The 13,845-nt window shown below is 64.7% G+C and carries 13 protein-coding genes; 5 read left to right on the top strand and 8 right to left on the bottom strand.

The window, feature by feature from the left end; translation table 11 throughout:
* Positions 1–54: 54 nt before the first annotated feature.
* Positions 55–873, bottom strand: coding sequence for an N-acyl homoserine lactonase family protein (locus T31B1_RS14795; protein WP_353250299.1), 819 nt, complete (start codon positions 871–873; stop codon positions 55–57).
* Positions 874–1,076: 203 nt separating this feature from the next.
* Between T31B1_RS14795 and T31B1_RS14790 the strand changes: the two genes are divergently transcribed.
* From T31B1_RS14790 to T31B1_RS14780, 3 genes are read left to right on the top strand one after another with little or no spacing between them, the layout of a single operon-like run.
* Positions 1,077–2,546, top strand: a complete 1,470-nt coding sequence (locus tag T31B1_RS14790; protein WP_502951000.1) for an aldehyde dehydrogenase — start codon at positions 1,077–1,079, stop codon at positions 2,544–2,546.
* 53 nt (positions 2,547–2,599) lie between these two features.
* A complete protein-coding gene (locus tag T31B1_RS14785) occupies positions 2,600–3,499 on the top strand; it encodes an NAD(P)-dependent oxidoreductase (RefSeq protein WP_353250298.1) in 900 nt (299 codons plus the stop codon).
* 4 nt (positions 3,500–3,503) lie between these two features.
* Positions 3,504–4,241: a helix-turn-helix domain-containing protein gene (locus T31B1_RS14780; protein ID WP_353250297.1), complete on the top strand. Its 738-nt coding sequence runs from the start codon at positions 3,504–3,506 to the stop codon at positions 4,239–4,241.
* Between the two features lie 255 nt (positions 4,242–4,496).
* Here the strand turns inward: T31B1_RS14780 and T31B1_RS14775 are convergent, their stop codons facing one another.
* The 5 genes from T31B1_RS14775 to poxB form a co-directional block, all read right to left on the bottom strand.
* Positions 4,497–5,153, bottom strand: coding sequence for a PEP-CTERM sorting domain-containing protein (locus T31B1_RS14775; RefSeq protein ID WP_353250296.1), 657 nt, complete (start codon positions 5,151–5,153; stop codon positions 4,497–4,499).
* Between the two features lie 428 nt (positions 5,154–5,581).
* Positions 5,582–6,037, bottom strand: coding sequence for a hypothetical protein (locus tag T31B1_RS14770; RefSeq protein ID WP_353250295.1), 456 nt, complete (start codon positions 6,035–6,037; stop codon positions 5,582–5,584).
* 20 nt (positions 6,038–6,057) lie between these two features.
* Positions 6,058–6,534, bottom strand: coding sequence for a hypothetical protein (locus T31B1_RS14765; RefSeq protein ID WP_353250294.1), 477 nt, complete (start codon positions 6,532–6,534; stop codon positions 6,058–6,060).
* A 42-nt stretch (positions 6,535–6,576) separates the two neighbouring features.
* The gene (locus tag T31B1_RS14760) at positions 6,577–7,152 is read right to left on the bottom strand and encodes a DedA family protein (protein ID WP_353250293.1); all 576 of its coding nucleotides are present in this window, start codon (positions 7,150–7,152) and stop codon (positions 6,577–6,579) included.
* 165 nt (positions 7,153–7,317) lie between these two features.
* A complete protein-coding gene (gene poxB / locus T31B1_RS14755; RefSeq protein WP_353250292.1) occupies positions 7,318–9,045 on the bottom strand; it encodes a ubiquinone-dependent pyruvate dehydrogenase in 1,728 nt (575 codons plus the stop codon).
* Between the two features lie 371 nt (positions 9,046–9,416).
* On the opposite strand from poxB, the gene T31B1_RS14750 reads away from it, so the two are divergent.
* Both T31B1_RS14750 and T31B1_RS14745 read left to right on the top strand, forming a co-directional pair.
* Positions 9,417–9,842 (top strand): DUF2231 domain-containing protein, encoded by a 426-nt coding sequence (locus T31B1_RS14750; RefSeq protein WP_353250291.1) that lies wholly within the window; start codon positions 9,417–9,419, stop codon positions 9,840–9,842.
* A 35-nt stretch (positions 9,843–9,877) separates the two neighbouring features.
* Positions 9,878–11,188: a PQQ-dependent sugar dehydrogenase gene (locus T31B1_RS14745; protein WP_502951019.1), complete on the top strand. Its 1,311-nt coding sequence runs from the start codon at positions 9,878–9,880 to the stop codon at positions 11,186–11,188.
* A 438-nt stretch (positions 11,189–11,626) separates the two neighbouring features.
* On the opposite strand, the gene T31B1_RS14740 is transcribed toward T31B1_RS14745, so the two are convergent.
* Complete coding sequence (locus T31B1_RS14740; protein WP_353250289.1) at positions 11,627–12,271, bottom strand: response regulator transcription factor; 645 nt, start codon at positions 12,269–12,271, stop codon at positions 11,627–11,629.
* A 416-nt stretch (positions 12,272–12,687) separates the two neighbouring features.
* Positions 12,688–13,845, bottom strand: a 1,158-nt coding sequence (locus T31B1_RS14735) for an FAD-binding oxidoreductase (protein WP_353250288.1), incomplete at its 5' end; no start/stop codon positions are given.

Here is a 13,845-nt window from a genome sequence, read left to right as displayed (position 1 = left end):
GTCTCCGTTGGTTGTTCCTGGTATGGCGTGGTCGGTGTGTGTTGCGCACCGCGTCTAGTCCAGACGCACGATGGCGCCCGCGCTGGCCGCATCGGGCGCCGGGTAGCGGCTCATGACCTCGGGGTCGTGGCCCGGCACGATCAGCTCGGGCGCATCGGCGAGCTCGCGCAGCCGTTCGTGGCCGGCCAGCATCTGACCGACGTCGAATACGATCGGAAACGGTCGGCCGGTCTCGAGATTGGCGTAGTAGTGGGTCGCATCGGAGGCGAGCACCAACCAACCGCGCCGGGTCCACAGGCGGACGACCTGCAGCCCGGCGCAGTGCCCCCCGACAAGATGCACTTCGACGCCGGGACACAGCGTGGCCTGGCCGTCGACGAAGCGCACGCGCTCGGCGTGCACCGAACGCACCAGATCGACGATGTCTTCTACGTCGTAGGCATGCCGCAAGAACCCGTGGCGCATGTGCCGACCGGTGGCGAACGCCATCTCGCTGTCCTGGATCACGAACTCGGCGCGCCCGAACAACCCGAGATTGCCCGCGTGGTCGTAGTGCAGGTGGGTAAGGATGACGGTGCGAACTTCATCAGGGTCGATGCCGAGCATCGCCAGGCCCTCGCTCGGACAGCGCAGAAAATTGCGCTTGCGCCGCTCGGCCGTGGCGCGGTCAAAGCCGGTGTCGATGACCAGCACGCGCTGGTCCGAGCGCGCAACCCAGACGAAGAAATCCATGTCGTCGGCGCCGTCGTGGGGGTCGCCGCCGATGAAGTTGGCGCCGGGTGCACGTGCCATCGAGGCATAGCGAATGGCATACACCTCGAAGATTTCTCGATCGCCCATGTCCTGTTCCCTGCCGGTTTGTGTCTCACTCATCAGCCGAAATCATCTAATTATCTGATTCGGTTGATATAACGACCCAGCCGCGTTCATTGAGAGTGCTTGACAAGCACGGCTGGCTCGCCAACCATACCACCAGACAGACCGATCGTTCTGTTTTGCAGACCAACTGATACCAAAGTAGAAGAACTCGCAACCTGGATGGCGCTGCTGCACGGGCTGCCCAAAAGGAGATGCCAATGACTGCCGACCCCGACCTCATCAAGCCGATGCTGATCGGCGACGAATGGATCACCCGCAGCGCGGATGCGCTCGAATCGATCAATCCGGCCACCGGCGCCGTCAACTACCACGTCTCGGCGGCGACCGAGACCGATGTGAACGCCGCGGTTGCAGCCGCGCATGAGGCAGTCCGGCAACCGGCGTGGCGTGACCTGCTACCGCACAAGCGCGCGCGCATCCTGCAGCGGATCGCCGACGGGATCGAAGCCAACGCCGAGGAACTGGCGACACTGCAGATGCTCGAGAACGGCAAGGTCTGGCGCGAATGCCAGGCTCAGGTGGCCGCCGCAGCCGCGGTATACCGCTATTTCGCCGCCGCCTGTGAGACGCTGGGCTCGGAGGTCACCCCGGCGCGCGGCGATTATCTGTCGATGACGGTCTACGAGCCCTATGGCGTGGTGGCTGCCATCACGCCCTGGAACTCGCCGATGACCATGGAGGCGCAGAAGATCGCGCCGGCGCTGGCCGCGGGCAATGCCGTAGTCCTCAAGCCCTCGGAGATCACGCCGTCGGTCGGGCTGGTGGTCGCACGCATCGCCCGCGAGGCGGGCTTGCCGCCCGGCGTGCTCAACGTCATCCCCGGTACGGGCGCGGTCGCCGGCCGCGCTCTGGTCGCCCATCGCGATGTCCGCATGGTGTCGTTCACCGGGGGGACTGCCAGCGGCCGGGCGATTGCCAGCGTGGCCGCCGAACGCCTGATCCCGGTCGGCCTGGAGCTCGGCGGCAAATCGCCACACGTCATTTTCGACGATGCCGATCTGGATGCGGCCGTCGCCGGCGTCGCCGGCGGCATTTTCGAAGGCAGCGGGCAATCCTGTGTGGCCGGCTCGCGTCTATTCGTCCAGCGTCGCGTATACGACACCGTGCTCGAGCGCCTGGTCGCGCATGCCGAAGGAATCCGCGTCGACCTGCCCGATACCGACGGCGCCCAGATGGGTCCGATCGCCAGCTTTGCACAGCGTGGTCGCATCGAACAGATGATCGAAACGGCCCGGCGCGAAGGCGGCTGCATCGCCACCGGCGGCCGGAGACCGAGCGAAAAGCGGCTCGAAAACGGCGCTTTCTACCAGCCCACCGTGATCACCGACCTGCCCAACCAGGCCACGCCGGTGCGCGAGGAAATCTTTGGCCCGGTGCTGTGCGTGCTGGCGTTCGACGACGAGGCCGATCTCGTGGCGCAGGCCAACGACACGGCATTCGGCCTGGCCGCCGGTATCTGGACCGCCGACTACCGAAGAGCATGGCGCGTGGCCCGTGCCATCGAAGCCGGCACGGTCTGGATCAACACCTACAAGCAGCTGTCGATCGCTACCCCATTCGGCGGCTTCAAGGACAGTGGTATCGGCCGCGAGAAGGGGCTGTCGGGTGTACGCCTGTACCAGCAGAGCAAGGCCCTGTACTGGCAGCTGGATACCCCTGCCCGCTAAACGACCGCTGCCGGCTGACTGCCGGCTCCCCACCGCATTCGAGGAGATTTATGATGCAAGCAGACGATTCCCGCTCGAACGATCGTGCTCTCGGTTTTATTGGCGTCGGCGTCATGGGCGAGCCCATGTGCCGTCATCTGGTCGAAAAAAGCGGCGCCCGCGTGCTCGTGGCCGACAACGACAGCGCGCCGCTGGCCCGGTTGGAAGCCGCGGGCGCGGTTACCGCCGATTACGCCACCATCGCCAGGCAGGCCGACATCATCTTCCTGTCGCTCCCCTCGGGCGAGATCGTCCGCGAGGTGGTCATGGGCGACGACGGGCTGATCGATCGCCTGCAAGCCGGCCAGCTCGTGGTCGATTTGAGCACCTCGCCCGTGGATATCACCCGCGAAGTCGCAGCGGCCCTGGCCGAGCGCGGCGTGGATTTCGCCGATGCGCCGGTCATGCGCACCCGGGCCGCGGCCGAGGCCGGCACGCTGGCCATGCCGGTTGGCGCCAAGCCGGAGATCTTCACGACCATCCAACCGCTGATCGCTCATTTCGCCAGCGATATACGCCATGCGGGCGACATCGGCACCGGCCAGATCGTCAAGATTCTCAACAACATGGTGCTGTACGAGACCGTGCTGGCATTGTCGGAGGCCCGCGCGATCGGCCAGCGCGCGGGCATCGATCCGACGGTCCTGTTCGACGCACTGGCCAGCGGTTCGGCCGACAGCTTCGCGCTGGCCAACCACGGCCGCAAAGCGATCCTGCCGCAATCCTTCCCTGAAAAGGCATTCCCGGTATCCTATGCACGCAAGGACATAAGCTATGCAGTGGCTCTGGCCGAACAGGTCGGCGTGGATGCCTGCGGCGCCCGTAATCTGATCGATACTTTCGATCGTGCGATCGCCGCCGGCCACGGCGACAAGTACGCCCCGGCTATCAGCCTGTTATTCGAGGAAGACTGACCGCTTGACGACGCCCCGCCCCGCCGCGACCGAATCCAGATCCAGCGCGTCCGGCGGCGTGGCGGCCGTCGATCGCGCGCTGCAGATCCTGACCGCTGTCGAAAGCGCAAGCGAGTCCCCCTCGCTATCCGAGCTGTCGCGCGTCACCGGTTTTTACAAGAGCACGATCCTGCGCCTGATCGTGTCGCTGGAACGTGCGGCCCTGATCGTTCAGCGCCCGGACCTGCGCTACGAGCTGGGTCCGCTGGCCTTCCGGCTGGGGCGCGCCTACGACGCCAGCCACCAGCTCGAGGAGCATGTCCTGGCGACCCTGCACCGGCTGGTCGAACGCGACACCCAGAGCGCATCGTTTCATATGCGCTACAACGACCGGCAACGCCTGTGCCTGTTCCGAGTGAATTCTCACCACTCGATTCTCGACAACGTAAAGACAGGCGATTTATTGCCGCTTTCGCACGGAGCACCGGCCAAGGTCATCCAGCATTTCCACCCGTTGTCTGGCCAGGCACTGGACAGCGAAACACCACTGCTGTTCCGCTCCACCGGCGAGCGCGACCCGTCCTGTGCCGCCGTCGCCGCGCCGGTGTTCGCCGCCCACGGGCTGTTTGTCGGCGCCCTGTCGCTATCCGGCCCGCGCGCCTGCTTCGACGACGACGCCGTCGCCTGGATGTCGGACGTGCTCGTCGAAGAAGCCCGTCAACTGACAACGGCACTCGGTGGAGACTGGCCGGCCGCCGACTGAGTCGGCCGGTAAAGACGCGGCACGCGCGACGTTAGGTGCCTGGACAGCCGCGACAAAAACAGCCGACACGCGGCGAGCCAGCGCGCCGACGTACCGCTACCCCAATTGCTGAATTCCGCGACCCGGGACAATGCCCGAGTTAGCCACGCCGGCAAGCGGATCACAGCGAGCCAGGCCGAGTCTTCCAGTGTGCGCCAAGGCAGGACCTGACCCCGTCCGTTGCTGACGGGGCGGCTCCCGGCCGCCCCATCGTCCTCACGCAGCGTCGACCCCGGCTGAAGGCGTGCGTGCGCTGAGACGACGCCGCACGCCGAAGGCGGCGATGCACGCCAAGCCGGTCAATAGCAGGGATTGCGGCTCCGGCACGCCGATCGCTGCGTCGGACAGTACCCACCGACCGGTCGCACCGCCGCATCGCCCCACAAAGCAATTCTCGGGCGCTCCATCGCTGTTGAAGTAGTCGATCGTCCAAAGGCCGTCGCTACCGGCGCTCATACTGAATTCGTCTTCCACCGTCAACAGACTGAGCGAGCCACTGAGCATGGCCTGCTCACGCTCGATATTCATATCGGCTTGAAGCGAATAGAACATCGGATTGCCCACGCCGCTAAGCAGACTTTGCCGCGGATACGCCTGAATTCGGTAAGTCCAACCATTGGAGCCAAGGATATCCAGACGGGCATGCAGCACGGCGCTTCCGCCCGAGCGAGCGCCATAGGGGCTCCCGTAATAGTCGATGGTATCGTTGGCAACCAGGCCCCCGGCCCGATATGCCGCCGTCGTCACGACGAGTTCTCCGCTTGTGGTCGTGAAGTCGTCCGTACCGCTGAGTGCCTGCCACTCGTAAGTCACGCTGGCGTGAGCCGCCGTAACGGACAAGAAGAACAGTACCCCTGAGACCAATCGCTTCATGACATCCCCCTTCTATTGTTTTGAAGGTGTCCGTGAAGCAATATTTGTTCCGCTGCCCGGGCAGCGTGCGACACGTGACGACAACGCGCCGCAACCCGCCCCTGTGTAAGGTTTCCCGACAGGCCTAACTGTTCGGCGACTGCGGAACCGGTCAGGTACACAATCGGATATCCGCTCCAGCGGGCTTTTTTATCGCCCGTTTCAGGCGAAGGTACTGTCAATTTCACCGACAAACAATTCGCACCGACTTTCTACCGGTCCGCACCAACGCGTTGCACCGTCCGGCCCAAGGAAGATCCGAGGCGTGTCCAGGCACCGAGGATGCGAGGATCGAATGATCCGCCCAACAGTAAGCGTGCTTGCCAGTGATCGCCCTGCCTAGTTACTAGGCACTCACACCGATCGGCCGTCTGTCGTTTGACAGCCGCTTAGTGGGCAACTCTAAACAGCGGCCCGAAGCCAGAATCGCCGGACGGCGAATACATGGGCCAGTAAGCGTTGCCGGATTCGTGAAAGCGGATATAGATCGTAGCCGAGTCACCGGCGAGATCCACGTTCTGGCCGGCACAGTCGATGCCAGGGTGGTCGACACGAATCGTGTCAGTGAGCTTGTAGCGACCGGACTCATTCGGCTGAGCTGCGATCTGATAGTTGCCCAGCACCACCTCTTCACCACTGATCACTGCAAGCTTACCGTCAGCATAATAACGATAGACCTCGTTACAGCCATTGCTTGGAAGCGTCCAAGTCCAGACGCCTACGATCAAATCCCTGCCCGTCGGCGGCGCGGCATTGGGGCGGTCCTCGATATTCCCTCCCTCCGGCGGCGTGAAACCGCAGGCGAACAGCAGGCTCGCGATGAATATCAATCGAACAGCCACCATCACCTATCCCCCGTACAAGTTCAGCATCCTTCAAGATTCAGCTGATTTATCGTTTTACTGCACTCGTCGTCGCTCTCGCCCGGCGCGCCGTGCTGCAGTCGGCTATCTGGCACCCCGGTGCCCCGCACGCCGAAGGCGGCGATGCACGCCAAGCCGGTCAATAGCTGGGATTGCGGCTCCGGCACGCCGATCGCTGCGTCGGACAGTACCCACCGACCGGTCGAGCCGCCGCATCTGCCATGACCATAAAAGCAGTTTTCCGGCGCCGCGTCACTATTGAAATGGTCGATCGTCCAGAGCCCGCCGCTGCCGGCTCTCATATCGAATTGATCGTCGGATGTCAGCGGGCTGAGCGAGCCGTGCAACAGGTCGTCTAGCTCGACATTCATATCGGCTTCGAGCCGATAGAACATCGGGTTGGGCACGTCGCGCAGCAGACTCCGCCGCGGAAACGTCTGGATCTCGTAGGTCGGGTGATTCGAGCCGAGGATATCCATACACGCATGCAGCACCTGCTTCCACAGAACGCCGCTCGCGGTTCAGCTTTGATCGGCCCGCGCGTTAAGCAGGCGAACGAGCCGGACGAGGTAGAGCACGACGGCGATGCATAGCAACGCAAGCCCGACGCGGAGCGAGGTGACGCCCAGCCATGCGTGCGCCAGCCAATGACCAACCAGCACGAGCGCGGTGGCCCATAGCGTGGAGCCGATGACCGTGAATACAAGAAAACGGCCGAACGGCATGCGGTGAAAACCGGCGGGCAGAGAGATCATCGACCGCATGCCGGGGATGAGACGACCCGCGACGACCAGGACGCCGCCGTAGCGGCGAAACCATCGGCCGGAGCGGTCGATGTCGGCGGGCTCGATCAGCAGCCAGCGGCCGCGGCCGACGAGAAACCGTTTGACGCGCGTCTCCCCGGCCAGCCGCCCCAGATAATAAAGCGGCAATGTGCCGAGCACGAGGCCGAGCGCGGCCGCCCCGATCGCGCCGGGCACACGCAGGCCGTGGTCATCGAACAGGGCCGCGGCGAAGGGGATCGTTGCCTCGGCGGGCAGGGGCGGAATGAGGTTGGCCACCGCCATGATTCCCAGCAGATACGCATAGCCTTCCAACGCCGCCAGATAAAGGGCTGATAACGCCATGCCGGATTACCCCTGCGGTGGTGAAGTGGGCGCCGTTCGCGGCCCGCGCCTGCAAACGGCATTGTGCGCATGCGATATAGGCCGAGCGAGCCGCGGCCGTCGCGTCGGTGGCTCAGCCGAACCGGATCGCCGTGGTCAGCGGCCCCACCAGTTCGTCTTGCCGAGCTCGACGACTTCGTCGCCCCGCCCGCTCATCACCGCGCGCAGCATGTATAGCGAAAACCCGCGCGCCTGCTTGGCCTCGATCTTCGGCGGCATCGACAGTTCCTGCTTGGCGGTGCGTACGTCCACGACCACCGGGCCGTCATGTTCGAAGGCCTGCTTGAGTGCTTCGTCCAGATCGGCCGACGCGGTGACCTGGATGCCGCGAATGCCGAGCGATTCGGCGAGCTTGGCGAAATCCACCCGTGGAATATCGGTGGTGGCATCGACATAGCCTGCCGCTTTCATCTCCATGGCGACGAAGCCGAGCGTTTCGTTGTTGTAGACGACGACCTTCACCGGCAGCTTTTCCGCGGCCAGCGTGATGAGATCGCCCATGAGCATGGTCACGCCGCCGTCGCCGGCCAGGGCCACAACCTGGCGCTGCGGATAGGCGACCTGCCAGCCCATCGCGGCCGGCACGGCAACGGCCATGGAGCCGTGCATGAAGCTGCCGGTGAGGCGGCGCTCTTTTGTCATGCGGATATAGCGGGCGGCCCAGACGGTGGGCGTGCCGACATCGGCGGTGAACACGGTGTCGTCGTGCGCCAGCGCGGAAACGCGGGCGGTGAGGTATTGCGGGTGTAGCGGTTCGTCGCCCTCGCGCGGGGTGGCCAGATCGTCCAGATTCTCTCGGGCTTTCTTGTAATGCGCCTGGCATGAATCCAGAAACTTGGTGCTGGTGTTTTCTTCCAGCTTGGGAATGAGCGCGGCCAGCGTGGGGCCGATATCGCCCACCAGGCCCATGGCCAGCGGCGAGCGCCGGCCCAGATGCGAGCCGCGGATATCGATCTGTACGATATTGCCGTGCTCGGGGAAGAACTCGCGATAGGGGAAGTTGGTGCCCAGCATGACGAGCAGATCGCATTCGCGCATGGCGTGGTAGCCGGAGGAGAATCCGATCAACCCGGTCATGCCGACATCAAACGGGTTGTCGTATTCCAGCGATTGCTTGCCGCGCAGCGCGTGCACGATCGGCGCCTTGATGCGCTCGGCAAAGGCGAGCACGTCGTCGTGATAACCCTCGCAGCCATAGCCGCCGAGAATGGTGATCTTCTTCGCCTTGTTGATATGGCCGGCCAACACGTCGAGCGCATCGGTCGGCGGCACTATGGTCGGACGCACCGGCGGATGCCAGGCCAGCGAATGCTCGGGCGCATCGGCCAGTGCAACATCCCCCGGCAGCACGATCACCGACACCGAGCGATTGACGATCGCACTGCTCATCGCCGCTTCCAGCACCTGCGGAATCTGTGCGGGGTTGGAGACCAGCTCGCAGTAGTCGCTGCATTCGGCAAACAGATTCTGCGGGTGGGTTTCCTGGAAATACCCGAGCCCGATCTCACTGGAGGGAATCTGCGCGGCAATCGCCACCATCGGCACGTGGGCGCGCTGGGCCTCGAACAGGCCGTTGATGAGATGCAGATTACCCGGACCGCAGGAGCCGGCACAGACCGACAGCCCGCCGTGGGCGTCCGCCTCGGCTGCGGCGGCCAGGGATGCCACCTCTTCGTGGCGCACGCCGATCCAGCGGATCGCATCGCGCTTGCGCAGTGCTTCGGTAAAGCCGTTGAGCGAATCGCCCGGCAGACCCCAGACGTTCTTCACGCCAGCCTGGATGAGCAATTCGGCCAGGATATCGGCAATCGTTTGTTTGGCCATCGGTTGAAACGCGTTTGGCGCGGCCCTAATGGCCACGGACTGAATCGATGGCTTCATTTTACACCGAACACGGCCGCCGCTCGGAAGACCCGCGCCGCGCAGAACCGCCCCGGACCTGACATTCGAGCCCGAAAATGCCGGCAGACACCGCGATTTCCAACCCACCGGGCCGCGCTACGAGATCGATCCGCGCGCCATTCCGACGGAACCCGTGTTTCTACCGCTAGCCAGGCTTTAGAATCGGCGCCAACCTCTTCCCTGCGACATACACATCAAGGTAATCAAAGATACCTTACACTGCCGCCCAACGCCCCTCCCGGCATCACGCCGGCCGAAGGACAGGGCTTCCCGTCACGATCCAGGAGTTCACTTTGACCGCGATTGCCCGACAACCCGATCGAAGCGGAATCCATCCGCTTCATGCCTTGCTGCTTTCCGGCAGCTTTCCCCTCTTTCTCGGCGCCGCCTTGAGCGACTATGCCTATGCGACGTCGTATTTGATCATCTGGAGCACGTTTGCTTCGTGGCTGATCGCCGGTGCGCTCATCTTCACGGGCCTTGCCATGCTCTGCGCACTCATCGGCCTGTTCCGGGCCGAGCGGCGCGGTCCGTATGCGCTGTACTTTCTGTTATTGCTGGTGACCTGGGTGCTCGGCTTCGTCAACGCGCTGATCCATGCCCGGGACGCCTGGGCGATGATGCCCACGGGCTTCATTCTTTCGATCGTCGTCGCCGTGCTGGCCTGTGTGGCCTCGCTACTCGGTTTTTCTCGTGCCAACGCCGGAGGCCGGTCATGAAAACACGCCACATTGTCCATGCCACAGCCCTGTCGATGGTTCTGGCCGCCGGTGCCGCCCATGCGGCGAACGCCGACCAGCAGTTCGGCGCCAACCCCAACCTGCCCGAGCCGCAGCGCGGGTTGCTGCCGAACATGACGATCCCCGAACCCGCCGCGTGGGACGACGCCAAACCGACCGTGCCCGAGGGCTATACGATCACCGCGATCGCGACCGATCTGAAGGTGCCGCGCCACACGCTGGTGCTGCCCAACGGCGATATTCTGGTCGCCGAAGGCAAGGGCGGCGGCGAGGCGCCGAAGAAACGGCCCAAGGACTTTATCGCCGGCATCATCAAGTCGCAGGGCACCACGTCGGTCAAGGGCGGCGACCGCCTGACCCTGCTGCGCGACAGCGATGGCGACGGCACCTATGAAAAACAGACCGTGTTCGCCGACGGGCTCAACGCGCCCTACGGCCTGGCCTTGGTCGACAACGACTTGTACGTCGCCAATCAGGACTCGCTGGTCCGATTCGACTACGAACCCGGTCAGCTCGAGGCCAGCGGCGCGCCCGAACTCGTCACGCCCCTGCCCGCCGAGATCAACCACCACTGGACCAAGTCACTGACCGCCAGCCCGGACGGCGAGCATCTGTATGTCGGCATCGGCTCCAACAGCAATATCACCGAACGCGGCATGGAAGCGGAAGTCGATCGTGCCGAAATATGGGAGATCGACCGCGAAACCGGCGCGCATCGCGCCTATGCCACGGGCGTGCGCAACCCCACGGCGCTGACTTTCCAGCCGGGCACCGACCAGCTCTGGGCGGTCGCCAACGAACGCGACGAACTCGGCCCCAACCTGGTGCCGGACTATCTGACCACCATCAAGGACGGTGCTTTCTACGGCTGGCCTTACAGCTACTGGGGCCAACACGTCGATCCGCGGGTGAAGCCGCAGAACTCCGAGAAGGTGAAATCGGCCATCGCACCGGACTACAGTCTGGGGTCACATCACGCACCGCTGGGCGTGGCGTTCTCCAACCCGCAGGTGGGCGGCCAGTTCGCCAACGGCGTGTTCGTCGGCGAGCACGGCAGCTGGAACCGCGGCGATCCGGTCGGTTACAAGGTCGTGTTCATCCCGTTCGACAACGGTCAGCCGGCCGGCGATCCGGTCGACTTCGTCTCCGGCTTTCTGACCGAAGACAACAAGACGCGCGGCCGCCCGGTCGGGGTGACCGTCGCCCCCGATGGTTCGGTGCTCGTGGCCGACGATCTGACCAACGCCGTTTGGCGCGTCACACGCGATGACGCGAACCGACCATCGCCGGCTCCCAGCGATCGCACAACGGATAGGTCGTCCTAAGCGATAGCCGGGTACTCAGACCGGCCAGGCAAACCCGCGGCGATCGAACCCGCCGCGGGTTTGCTCTTCCGGCCTGGGCTCGTACGCATGCCCACCCAGAATTGACGGTCGAACACGGCTCGGCCGCGCCCGCATATATTACGCTGTCGAGCATTGTTACCCGATCGATGGGGGGCCGGGTTACGCCACGGGCCAGTGCAGGCAAATGCAGCGCAACCACGGTAGACCGTCCGTCCGATCAGCGGATCGTTTTTTCGAACCGGTGCCTGACCGCCGCCGGACCCGCCTGGGGCCAAGCCGCGAGCCGACAGGTCATCGCCCCGACGCGTCCGGTACAAACACGCGCTACCGGGCGATGCGGATCAGCCTGGCCGGCCTCACGCAGGCCGCCGACCCGCGACCCGCCAAGCCACCGTCAGCGCCAGGATACGGCCGGCGTCAGCTGCACCGCCCGACTTCCCTGAACACCGGCAAACTGTGATACGGACGGGCCAGCAATGCCATGCGGGTCAGCGTCGCCACCGAGCGTATGCCGAGTTTTTCCATCAGATTGGCCCGGTGGCTCTCGGCCGTGCGCTTGCTTATGCCAAGCGCGCTTGCGACATGCCGCGTCGACAACCCCACGACCAGGCCGCTGACCACCTCGGCTTCGCGCGGCGTCAGGCATCGGAGCTGCTGTGCATAAGCGATCGCCTGCTCGCGCCGCTCGTCCCGCGTACTCCGCGAGCCCACGCACTGCTCGAGCTCACCGAGCAGGCGATCGGGTTCGGCCGGCTTCATCAGAAAGCTGGTCGCACCAAGGCGCATGGCCTCGACCGCCAGAGCGATCGTGCCGTAGCCGGTGAGAAATACGGTCCTCAGATCCAGACCGGCCGAGCTGATCCGCTTCTGCAGTTCCAGTCCGCTGATACCGGGCAGGTTCATATCCACGATGGCGCAGCCGCGCTGAGCGGCCCGCGGTTCATCGAGAAATCGTTCTGCGCTGCTGAAACATCGCACGCGGTATCCAGCGCCGGCGACGATGACCTTCAGCGTTTCTCTTATTGCGTCGTCATCATCGATGACGAAAACTTGTTCAGCCACTGTTGTTCTCCTGGGTAATTCTCGCTTTTGCAAAGCGTTGTATTGACGGGGGCCCAGTTGTCGTTCAGTGACACAGACACGCGGCGCGGTGCAGAAGTACGGGCACTCGGATGCCGGCTTCGCGTCTGTCTTGTAATGAATGGCCGATCGGTCGGTTGGCGCCGATCGTTGTCGTTGCTGTTCGAATATACAGCAGCGCCGACTCTCTTTCTATCTAGGCGCTCGATACTCGATTTCAAGCGCTCGGCGTGACATGTCATCCCGCAACGCCTGCGCGGCGCTTGGAACACCTGGCTGGCCCGACCGATACAAACCGCCGAACCGCGTAAGACGACCGGCGCTGACGACACCACACGTAGTGCCCGTGCCGTTCGATCGGCGGAGAACCCGTCGGCACGGGCGGCGCTACGACAGCCTCAGCCCGCCGGGCCGAAGGTCTCGAACGCGATGCGATCCGAATCGACACCGCCGGCTTCCAGCCCAGCGCTCGTATCGGCCAGGAACCGGGCCGGACCGCAGAGCAGATAGTTCGCATTCGGCCCCGCGCCGAGGCCGAGCAGGTCACCGGCCGTGACGCGGCCTTGCGCGTCGTAGTCGACGCCCAACGTATCGTTGTCGCGGGGCGCGCTGTAGAAGATACGCCGGGTCACCCGGCCGGATCGGGCGATCAACCCGTCGACCTCGCTCCGGAAGGCATGCGCCGCCCCGTTGCGCGTGCCGTGCACGAACCAGACCGGATGGCCGACGGGCGCTGCGCCGGCTACGACGGCATGCAGCATCGCGAGCATGGGCGTGATGCCGACGCCGGCACTCACCAGCACGAGCGGCCCGGGCCGGCCGGGCAGGACGAAGTCGCCCGAGGGCGGACGCGCCTCGATCCAGTCGCCGATGTCGACCCGGTCGTGCAGAAAACGCGATGCCAGGCCGTGATCCTCCCGCTTGATACTCAGGCGATAGCTACCCGCAGAGGGCGAGCCCGACAACGAATAACTGCGGCCGACCCGGCCCGTGTGATCCGGGATATCCAGCTCGATGGGCAGATGCTGGCCAGCATCGAACGGCGCCAGCGCGCCGCTGTCCGGATCCGCCAGATGGAACGAGGTGATGCGATCGCTTTCGATCACCTTGTCGACGACAGCCAGGCGCATCGGTGCACCGGCCGGGCGATGCCAGCGCAGCGCCAGCGCACCCGGCCGATCCACGACCCGATCCACCGTCACCTCGATCAGTCGCCGGGCATTGGGATCGTGCGGGTTCCGCGGGGTCCAATCGATGCGTGCCCGACCGGTCAGCTGCAGCATCCCGCCTGTCTGGAAGTCGACGAACAGCAGCCCGACGCGCGGATTGCGGATCAGATTACCGAGGGTGTTGAAGAAGTTGTTGCCGGCATAGTCCGGGATCTGCAGCCCTCCCTGCTCGGTCACGCGGACGAAACCCGGCGCCCCACCGCGATGCGACACGTCGTAGCCTCGAGCGGCCGCCGGTGCGTCGTCGATGTCGCCCGCGCCGGTACCGATGAAGAACGTATCGGCCGCACCGATCCGGGCGCGCTGATCGGCGTCGAGCGCCTCCGA

It is taken from the genome of Salinisphaera sp. T31B1 (assembly GCF_040361275.1).
Classification (GTDB): Bacteria; Pseudomonadota; Gammaproteobacteria; order Nevskiales; family Salinisphaeraceae; genus Salinisphaera.
This window is presented reverse-complemented; position numbering and strand designations above follow the sequence as displayed.

Bases quoted from the DNA above. Each gene is read 5' to 3' on its own strand.
- T31B1_RS14795 (WP_353250299.1), bottom strand. From the start codon at position 873: ATGAGTGAGACACAAACCGGCAGGGAACAGGACATGGGCGATCGAGAA.
- T31B1_RS14790 (WP_502951000.1), top strand. From the start codon at position 1,077: ATGACTGCCGACCCCGACCTCATCAAGCCGATGCTGATCGGCGACGAA.
- T31B1_RS14785 (WP_353250298.1), top strand. From the start codon at position 2,600: ATGCAAGCAGACGATTCCCGCTCGAACGATCGTGCTCTCGGTTTTATT.
- T31B1_RS14775 (WP_353250296.1), bottom strand. From the start codon at position 5,153: ATGAAGCGATTGGTCTCAGGGGTACTGTTCTTCTTGTCCGTTACGGCG.
- T31B1_RS14770 (WP_353250295.1), bottom strand. From the start codon at position 6,037: ATGGTGGCTGTTCGATTGATATTCATCGCGAGCCTGCTGTTCGCCTGC.
- T31B1_RS14765 (WP_353250294.1), bottom strand. From the start codon at position 6,534: ATGGATATCCTCGGCTCGAATCACCCGACCTACGAGATCCAGACGTTT.
- poxB (WP_353250292.1), bottom strand. From the start codon at position 9,045: ATGGCCAAACAAACGATTGCCGATATCCTGGCCGAATTGCTCATCCAG.
- T31B1_RS14745 (WP_502951019.1), top strand. From the start codon at position 9,878: ATGGTTCTGGCCGCCGGTGCCGCCCATGCGGCGAACGCCGACCAGCAG.